Source organism: Eubacterium sp. BIOML-A2, from assembly GCF_009680135.1.
GTDB classification, from domain to species: domain Bacteria; phylum Bacillota; class Clostridia; order Lachnospirales; family Lachnospiraceae; genus Faecalicatena; species Faecalicatena contortus_B.
The window spans coordinates 77,000-85,912 of the sequence record NZ_WKZK01000011.1 but is presented as its reverse complement, the minus strand read 5'-3'; the positions used below and the strand labels follow the sequence as shown (position 1 = coordinate 85,912).

Here is an 8,913-nt window from a genome sequence, read left to right as displayed (position 1 = left end):
ACAATTCGACTTACCACCTGTTGAATCGACTTACCTATCTCCTGAAACAAAAGACTTACCTATCTCCTGACTGGTCACCAAAACCGCTGGCAGGCGGACCCCGAACCCCGGACCCCTACTCCCGCAGCCCCAGAACCCCCTCCACGAGTATCTTTACATCATCGAATATATAATCAAAAGCCCCAGCCTGGCACATGTTTATCAGTACCATTCCGACCGGAACCGCCAGGATCAGCCCGAGCACGCTGCTCACCTTGTATCCAATATAGAGCAGCAGCAGCGTCACAAGCGGATTCAGTCCCATGCTGTCTCCTACCAGTTTCGGCTGCAGAAGCTGGCGCACCAGCTGGGTGATCACATAGATCACAAGCAGCGCCACCGTCATCTTGTAATCCCCCGTTAGGAGCTTATACAAGGCCCACGGTATCATGGCTGTGCCCGTACCAAAAAAGGGCAGGAAGTCCAGGAATGCGATTAGAAACGCAATCAGAATGGCGTAATGTACACCGAACATCCCCAGTCCTGCAAACAGGATAAGAAATACGATTCCCATGATCTTGAACTGCGCCTTGAAATATCCGCCCACCGCATATTTCAGATTGTCCATGACAAGGCTCATCCGCTTTTCCACCGATGGAGGGGAAACTTTTTTCAGCCATAGGATCACTTCTTCTCTCTGAACCGTGAAAAAATAGGCCGACATCATCGCCACAATAAAGGCTATCAGATAGGACGGCAGACTCTTTGCAAAGTTGCCCGCTGCAGTTACCGTCGGCTGGCTGATCTTAGTCACCAGCTCACCCATCGACTGATCCAGATTTGCAACAACAGCATTCCAGCCGTTTTGTATCCCCGCAGGAAGCTTCGAGAATACTCCCGACAGTGTGCTCCCAATCTCGCGGAGGCCTTCCTCCAGCTGGGCGTAAAGATCCGGAAAATTTTTAATCAGATCCCCGATCTCCGCAGATACTTTACTGACGGCAAAGTAAATAAGCAGTACGATCAATGCCAGCACTACGATTACAATCAGGGCCGAACCCAGTTTTTTCACAATCTTCAGTCTTTTCTCCAGCCAGTTCACTACGGGCGTGGCAATCGCCGATATGATCCAGCCAATGACAAACGGCATAAAAAATCCGATTGATTTTATTCCAATAAACACAAAAGCCGCTGTCGCCGCAAGACTAAAAACAAGGCTTACAGCGACCTGCCAGTACGGCCGTCTGTTCTCCATATCTACTCCACCTCTGCTCTGTCTAAATACTCGCTTTCTATAAGCTCCCAAATCTCATCTCTGCCCTGTTTTGTGGTTGAGGAGAACGGTATAATCTTCGTCCCTGGAACCAGATCAAGGCCCTCTCTCACCATTTTCACATGCTTCTGAATCTGGCTTCTCTTTAGTTTATCCAGCTTTGTGGCAATGATGATCGGCTGGAATCCCTGTTCCACGATCCAGCTGTACATCATCTTATCGTTAGCAGAAGGCTCATGCCGGATATCGATCAGCAGAAAAATAGCCTTCAGCTGGGTGGATCCATTCAGATAACGCTCGATCAGCTTTCCCCACTGTACCTTTTCCTTTTCTGAGACTTTTGCGTAACCATAGCCCGGCAGGTCTACAAGATACATCTCTTCGTTGATATTATAAAAATTAATCGTCTGTGTTTTCCCCGGTGTAGCGGATATTCTCGCATAGGATTTCCGGTTCATCAGCGCATTGATCAGCGAAGATTTCCCTACATTAGATTTCCCTGCGAACGCGATCTCCGGCTTGTCATTGTCCGGAAGCACGCTTGTGATCCCGCAGACTGTCTCCAAATTAATGCTTTTGATTACCATTTTTATTCTCCTGTCTGCGGCTTATCCCCGCTCGTCTCCCCGGTCAGGGCCGCCTTCAGTACCTCATCCATACTTTCAACGGGCAGGATTTCCAGGCCCTTCGTGATCTCGGTGGAAAGACCATCCACATCTATTTTATTTTCTTTTGGAATCAGCACCGTCTTGATCCCGGCGTTTTTCGCCGCAAGCAGTTTCTCCTTCAGTCCCCCTATCGGGAGCACCCGGCCGCGCAGTGTCACTTCCCCGGTCATGGCCAGATCTGCGCGGACTTTCTGTTCCGTAATGGCAGAAAGCATAGCCGTTGCCATAGTAATTCCTGCGGAAGGGCCGTCTTTGGGAACCGCCCCCTCCGGAATGTGTACATGGATATCGTGCTTTTCGAAGAAATCCTCTGCAATCTGATACCGCCTGCTGATGGAACGAATATAGCTGATTCCTGTTCGCGCCGATTCCTTCATCACATCACCCAGTTGCCCTGTCAGCATAATCTCGCCATTTCCGGGCATGACGTTCACTTCAATCTGAAGCGTGTCTCCGCCCACACTTGTCCAGGCCAGGCCGCGTACAATACCGATCTCGTCCGAAGCATTTGCCATCTGATACGTATATTTTTCTTTTCCGAGATATTTATGAATATTCTTCTCTGTTATCGTGATCTTATTCTTGTTTACTGTCAGTATTTCCTTGGCAGCCTTTCTGCAGATATTCCCGATCTCCCTCTCCAGCTGTCTGACACCGGCTTCCTTCGTATAGTTGCGTGCCATCTTCCAGATCGCATGCTTACTGAAAGTCAGCTGCTCCTCTTTTAATCCGTGTTTCTCCAGCTGTTTTGGAATCAGATGCTCTATGGCAATGTGGAGCTTTTCATTCTCCGTGTAGCTGCTCACTTCAATCACTTCCATACGGTCCAGAAGCGGCCTTGGTATGGTCTGCAGCGTATTTGCCGTCGTAACAAACAGCACTTCTGACAGATCCATCGGCACCTCCAGATAATGGTCCCTGAACTTGCTGTTCTGCTCGCTGTCCAGTACTTCCAAGAGAGCGGAAAATGTATCCCCCTTATAATCGGTGCTTACCTTGTCGATCTCGTCAAGCAGCATAACCGGATTTTTCACGCCCGCAGTCTTCATCCCATTCGCGATTCTGCCGGGCATGGCTCCCACATATGTCTTTCTATGACCGCGGATCTCGGCCTCATCCCGCACACCGCCCAGGGAAATTCTGACATAAGGCTTTTTCAGCGCTCTTGCAAGGGACTTTGCAATCGAGGTCTTACCGGTTCCCGGGGGGCCCACCAGACACAGAATCGGGCTTTCTCCCTTTTTAGTCAGGGAGCGCACTGCAAGAAATTCCAGCACTCTCTCCTTCACCTGCTCCAGACCATAATGATCCTCATCCAGCACTTTCCGGGCGAATACGATATCTCCGCTGTCTTTTACCGACTTATTCCACGGCATTTCCAGCAGCGTCTCGATGTAGGTCCTGATAACGCCGCTTTCTGCAGGACTGTTCAGGGAACTTTTAAAACGGCTGATTTCCTTCGCCAGCTTCTCTTTCACTTCCTTGGGAGCCTTCAGTCCCTTCGCCGCTTTTTCAAACTCCTCTGCATCCGTGAGGGTTGTATCGTCCCCCAGTTCCTCCCGGATTAGTTTTAACTGTTCCCGGAGAATATATTCCCTTTGGTGTTTATCCACCCGCTCCTTTACTTTCATCTGGATCTCTTCTTTAAGGTTCATGATCTGTATTTCATTCACCAGTTTAAAGGCCAGCGCCTCGTAACGCTTCCAAAAATCGGTTTCATTCAGAATCTCCTGAAGATCTGTATAGAACAGCGGAGTATTGGCCGCGATCTCATCGACCAGCTTTTTCAGCCCCTTGATCTCCAGAACCTGTGCCACTGATTCTTTGGACATCTTCCCGCTCTTTGCAGCAAAGTCCACAAACATATCTTTAAGGCCGCGCTCCATGGCCTGTGCATTCAAATCATCCCTAATCAGCACATCGGATTCGTCCATAACATCCACTTCCGCGCGCAGATAGGGATCCTCGTATTCGATCTTCTGCAGGACGCCTCTCGTCTCCCCGGAAACGAGTACCCGCATGATATGCTTCGGCAGCTTAATAATTTGTTTGATCGTTCCTACGGTTCCTACTTCATAAAGATCCTCCTGCTTTGGATTTTCAGTTTCCAGATCTTTCTGTGTTATCATGAAAATCTTCTGATCTTCTACCATAGCCTCCTGGATCGCCGCTATTGAACGCTGGCGGCTTACATCAAAATGCACCACCATCTCCGGCATGATAGTCATACCACGCAGCGCAACCATCGGAAGGCTCTGTTTTTCACTTTTCATATTATCTCCTCCACCCACAATACTGCCTTATCGGCTTCTTATGTGCATGTGAAAAGGCGGATACATGGTATACCACTGCACCCGCCTGTCTTTCTTATGCACTCTCCGATGCCAGGAACGATCTGCGTTCTTCTCCATCGCATTCATACAATGGTTTTCCCGTCCCTTTCACCACTTCTTTTGTGATACGGCATCCTTTGATCGTATCATCAGACGGCACCTTAAACATGGTGTCCATCATAATATCTTCCATGATCGCCCTAAGGCCTCTGGCTCCCGTCTTTCTTGCAAAAGATGTCTCTGCGATTGCGTAGAGAGCATCCTCATCAAAGTCAAGCCTAACGCCGTCTAATTCCAGCAGCTTCTGATACTGCTTCACAATTGCACTCTTCGGCTCTGTCAGTATCCGGATCAGGGCCTCTTCATCCAGCATATCCAAAGTCACCGTCACAGGCAGACGTCCGACAAGCTCCGGTATAAGGCCAAACTTTACCAGATCCTGCGGCAATACCTGATGCAGCAGCACATCCACATTGTATTCATGCTTGGATGCAATCTCCGCATTGAATCCAATCGACTTCTTATCGATACGGGTCTCGATCATCTTATCGATCCCCTCAAAAGCTCCGCCGCAGATAAACAGGATGTTAGTCGTGTCTATCTGAATCAATTCCTGATGGGGATGTTTTCTCCCACCCTGAGGGGGAACCGATGCAACAGTACCCTCAATTATTTTCAAGAGTGCCTGCTGTACTCCCTCACCGGATACGTCGCGTGTGATGGACGGATTTTCAGATTTTCTTGTAATTTTATCGATCTCATCGATATAGATGATGCCGTGCTCTGCGCGGGCAATGTCTCCGTCTGCAGCCTGAATCACCTTCAGAAGGATATTCTCAACATCCTCTCCCACATAACCGGCCTCAGTCAATGCCGTGGCATCCGCAATAGCAAATGGTACATTCAGAATCTTCGCAAGAGTCTGGGCAAGCAGCGTTTTCCCGCAGCCAGTCGGCCCAAGCATCAGTATATTACTCTTTTGCAGCTCCACTCCTAAATCCTGCTCTGCCATAATCCGCTTGTAATGATTATATACAGCTACTGAAAGGACTTTCTTTGCTTCATCCTGTCCGATTACGTACTCGTCCAGAAATGCCTTTATCTCCTCCGGCGTCAGAAGATTAATATCATCAAACGCTCTTATCTCATCGTATTCGAATTCTTCCTCAATAATCTCGGCACACACGTCAATGCACTCATCACAGATATATGCCCCGTTCGGACCTGCGATCAGCTTACGCACCTGCGCCTGCGTCTTATTACAGAAAGAACATCTAACTGTATCATCGCTTACTTTTCCTGCCATAATGCTTTTCACCTCATATTGCCCTTAATGACTGGCAATTACCTCATCTATTAATCCATACTCCTTAGCCTCCAGAGCCGACATATAATTGTCCCTCTCCGTATCGACCTTGATCACGTCCAGGCTCTGTCCGGTGTTCTCGGCCAGTATCTGGTTCAACTTCTGACGTGTCTTCAGAATATGCTCTGCTACGATCTGAATCTCTGTCGCCTGTCCCTGTGCTCCGCCTGACGGCTGATGAATCATAATCTCGGCGTTAGGAAGCGCAAAGCGTTTGCCCTTCTTGCCGCCTGACAGCAAAAACGCCCCCATGCTTGCCGCCATACCGATACACACGGTAGAAACGTCGCACTTGATGTACTGCATGGTGTCGTAGATTGCCATTCCTGAGGTTACAGAACCGCCAGGGCTGTTGATGTACAGCTGGATATCCTTATCCGGGTCCTCCGCTTCCAAAAAGAGAAGCTCTGCAACAATTACGCTTGCCGACACATCATTTACCTCTTCTCCAAGGAAAATGATTCTTTCTTTTAATAATCTTGAGTATATGTCGTAGGAACGTTCTCCACGGCTCGTCTGCTCAATGACATAAGGTACTAAACTCATTGATGTCCCTCCTAATAATTATTGAATACGGACTGCCCGGATTGTACCGGGCAAGTCACCGGGTTATCTCTGCTCAGCCATAAAGCCCATTGATTTACTCTTCCACAGCAGAAGCTACCAGCAGTTTAATGGCTTCCTGTACGGCAAGGCCATCCTCCATCTGCTTCTTTTCGTTCTCTCCCATGAATCCTCTGAGTTTCTCAACTTCCATCTCATAAGCATCCGCCATCTTCTGCAGTTCTTCCTGCAGACGTTCCTCGGATGTTTCAAGATTCTCAGCTTCTACGATTGCTTCCATAACCAGTTTCGTCTTAATGCGTTTCTCTGCCTCCGGCCTTAATTCCGCAAGCATCCCCTCTTTTGACACACCTGTAAACTGAAGGTACTGCTCCATGCTCAGGCCCTGCTGCTGTATGCGCTGTTCTAATTCTCCCAGGATCTCTCTCATCTTCAACTGGATCATCGCTTCCGGAATGTCTACCTGCGCATTCTCTGCAGCCATATCAATGACTTGATTCTCTTTCTTTTCTTTTCCTACGCGCTCTTTGCGCTCTTTGATCTTTTTCTTTACTTCTGCCTTATAGTCCTCCAGCGTCTCACACTCGGATACTTCAGAAGCAAACTCATCGTCCAGTTCCGGAAGTTCCTTTGCCTTGATTGCATGTACTGTACATTTAAATACAGCATCTTTTCCGGCAAGTTCTGCTGACTGATATTCCTCCGGGAATGTCACATTGACTTCCATCTCTTTGCCGATCTCAGCGCCGATCAACTGTTCCTCGAATCCCGGGATAAAAGATCCGGATCCGATTACCAGCGGATAATCCTGTGCCTTTCCACCTGGGAATGCCACTCCGTCAACAAATCCTTCAAAATCCAGAGTGATCTGGTCGTTATCTTCCACTGCGCGGTCTGTCACATCAACTGTTCTCGCATTGCGCTCGCGCTCTTTGTCGATCTCTTCATCGATCTCTTTTGCGGTAACCCTGGTAGATATCTTATCTACCTTTAATCCTTTATATTCGCCAAGGGTCACTTCCGGCTTTACTGCTACTTCTGCAGTAAAGATAAATGGCTTTCCCTTTTCCAGCTGTACAACATCGATCTCCGGTGGTGTCACAAGCTCCAGCTCGCACTCATCAAAAGCTTTTGCGTAGGCTTCCTGAACCAGCTTGTTTGCCGCATCATCATAGAACACTTCCGGTCCGTACATCTTCTCAACCATCTGTCTCGGCACTTTTCCTTTGCGGAAACCAGGCATGCTGATCTGATTGCGCTGTTTTAAGTATGATGCCTGGAGAGCCTGCTCCACTTCCTCGGCCGGAACTTCGATTGTAAGTTTCGCCATATTATGTTCTAACTTTTCTACCTGTAAACTCATTTTTTATCTTCCTCCTTGATTCGTACCATTCGTCATGCAGTTTTGTATCAGTCAGGCGGTTCCGCCTTTCGGTTCACACCCTTCGGACGTGCACAGTCACGGTTCCGTACCTGATAATATACATTCACAGTCATTAAAGGAGTATAGCACATTCGTCAGTAAATTTCCAGTACTTTTTACTCGTTATTCCTTATTTTTAGGGGTTTTTTAAGCCTTTCGGACACTTTTTATCCAAATATGATTGACGCTCTGACTTCGTCTGACTTTTCAGCCCCGTACAGTATGGAAATCAATTCCAGAGAAAATGAAATTGCAGTACCCATTCCACGGCTTGTTATGATGTTTCCATCCACTGCCACAGGCGTCCGTACCACTTCCGCGCCGGTCAGTTCCTTCTCTTTTGAGGGGTAGGAACATGCCCTGCGTCCTTTCAGAAATCCAAGTCCTCCCAAAATACTCGGCGCCGCACAGATTGCCGCAATATATTTTTCTCTGCCGTAAAAGTCCTTTAAAAGCCCATTCAGCCCCGGATGTTCCTGGAGATGCACTGTCCCCGGCATGCCTCCCGGCAGTACCAGCATATCTGTCCCGGCGAAGTCTGCCTCCTCAAACAGCGTATCCGCTTCCACCTTGATTCCGTGGGCGCCGCTGATCACAGAGCGTCCGGTTACGGATACTGTTTCGACGGCAGCCCCCGCCCTCCGGAGCAGATCCACAACGGTGAGTCCCTCGATTTCTTCAAAGCCGTCCGCCAGAAATACTTTCACATCCTTCATCACTGATTCCTCCTTCAAATTACGCTTTACTGTCTGCATTTTCAGCACAATTTCAGTGTATCAAATGAAGTCAGGAAATGCAATGGTTTACAATTTATACGCGCAGTATTATGATAATAAAAAAATGATAAGGAGCACTTTATGGAAATCGAACGCAAATATTTGATCGATAAAGACAACATTCCCTGCCGCCTGGAAGAATATCCAAGCCGGCAGATCGAGCAGGGCTATCTCTGCACAGAACCCGTGGTGCGCATCCGGAGAGACAACGAAGAATATGTACTCACCTATAAATCAAAAGGGCTGATGGTACGCGAGGAATACAACCTCCCCCTGACCTCAGAGGCCTATCAGCACCTGAAGGCCAAAATAGACGGACGGCTGATCCAAAAGACACGCTATATGCTGCCGCTGGACAACGGACTTACCATTGAGCTGGATCTTTTTCACGGCGATCTGGCGCCGCTGATTCTGGCTGAAGTTGAATTTCCGGATAAGGAAACCGCCGTCTCCTTTCAGGCGCCATCCTGGTTCGGCGAGGATGTCACCTTCTCCTCCAGATACCACAACAGCACATTAAGCAGATAAAAC

At 48.4% G+C, this 8,913-nt stretch carries 8 protein-coding genes; 1 reads left to right on the top strand and 7 read right to left on the bottom strand.

Features of this window, described 5'->3' with window-relative positions:
• Nucleotides 1-115: 115 nt before the first annotated feature.
• The 7 genes from ytvI to GKG43_RS06360 all read right to left on the bottom strand — a co-directional run bounded on the left by ytvI (nucleotide 116) and on the right by GKG43_RS06360 (nucleotide 8,322).
• A complete protein-coding gene (gene ytvI, locus GKG43_RS06390; protein WP_050640950.1) occupies nucleotides 116-1,234 on the bottom strand; it encodes a sporulation integral membrane protein YtvI in 1,119 nt (372 codons plus the stop codon).
• A 2-nt stretch (nucleotides 1,235-1,236) separates the two neighbouring features.
• Entirely contained in the window at nucleotides 1,237-1,839 is a 603-nt protein-coding gene (gene yihA / locus GKG43_RS06385; protein WP_050640951.1) for a ribosome biogenesis GTP-binding protein YihA/YsxC, read from the bottom strand.
• Between the two features lie 2 nt (nucleotides 1,840-1,841).
• Nucleotides 1,842-4,193: an endopeptidase La gene (gene lon / locus GKG43_RS06380; RefSeq protein ID WP_050640952.1), complete on the bottom strand. Its 2,352-nt coding sequence runs from the start codon at nucleotides 4,191-4,193 to the stop codon at nucleotides 1,842-1,844.
• A 94-nt stretch (nucleotides 4,194-4,287) separates the two neighbouring features.
• Nucleotides 4,288-5,559 carry an ATP-dependent Clp protease ATP-binding subunit ClpX gene (gene clpX, locus GKG43_RS06375; protein ID WP_050640953.1) on the bottom strand — a complete coding sequence of 424 codons (1,272 nt, stop codon included), beginning with the start codon at nucleotides 5,557-5,559 and terminating at the stop codon, nucleotides 4,288-4,290.
• A 24-nt stretch (nucleotides 5,560-5,583) separates the two neighbouring features.
• Complete coding sequence (gene clpP, locus GKG43_RS06370; protein ID WP_025655644.1) at nucleotides 5,584-6,165, bottom strand: ATP-dependent Clp endopeptidase proteolytic subunit ClpP; 582 nt, start codon at nucleotides 6,163-6,165, stop codon at nucleotides 5,584-5,586.
• 94 nt (nucleotides 6,166-6,259) lie between these two features.
• Entirely contained in the window at nucleotides 6,260-7,546 is a 1,287-nt protein-coding gene (gene tig, locus GKG43_RS06365) for a trigger factor (RefSeq protein ID WP_129878879.1), read from the bottom strand.
• 227 nt (nucleotides 7,547-7,773) lie between these two features.
• Nucleotides 7,774-8,322, bottom strand: a complete 549-nt coding sequence (locus GKG43_RS06360; protein ID WP_050640955.1) for a DJ-1 family glyoxalase III — start codon at nucleotides 8,320-8,322, stop codon at nucleotides 7,774-7,776.
• 141 nt (nucleotides 8,323-8,463) lie between these two features.
• On the opposite strand from GKG43_RS06360, the gene GKG43_RS06355 reads away from it, so the two are divergent.
• Entirely contained in the window at nucleotides 8,464-8,910 is a 447-nt protein-coding gene (locus tag GKG43_RS06355) for a CYTH domain-containing protein (protein WP_055153081.1), read from the top strand.
• Nucleotides 8,911-8,913: the final 3 nt, after the last annotated feature.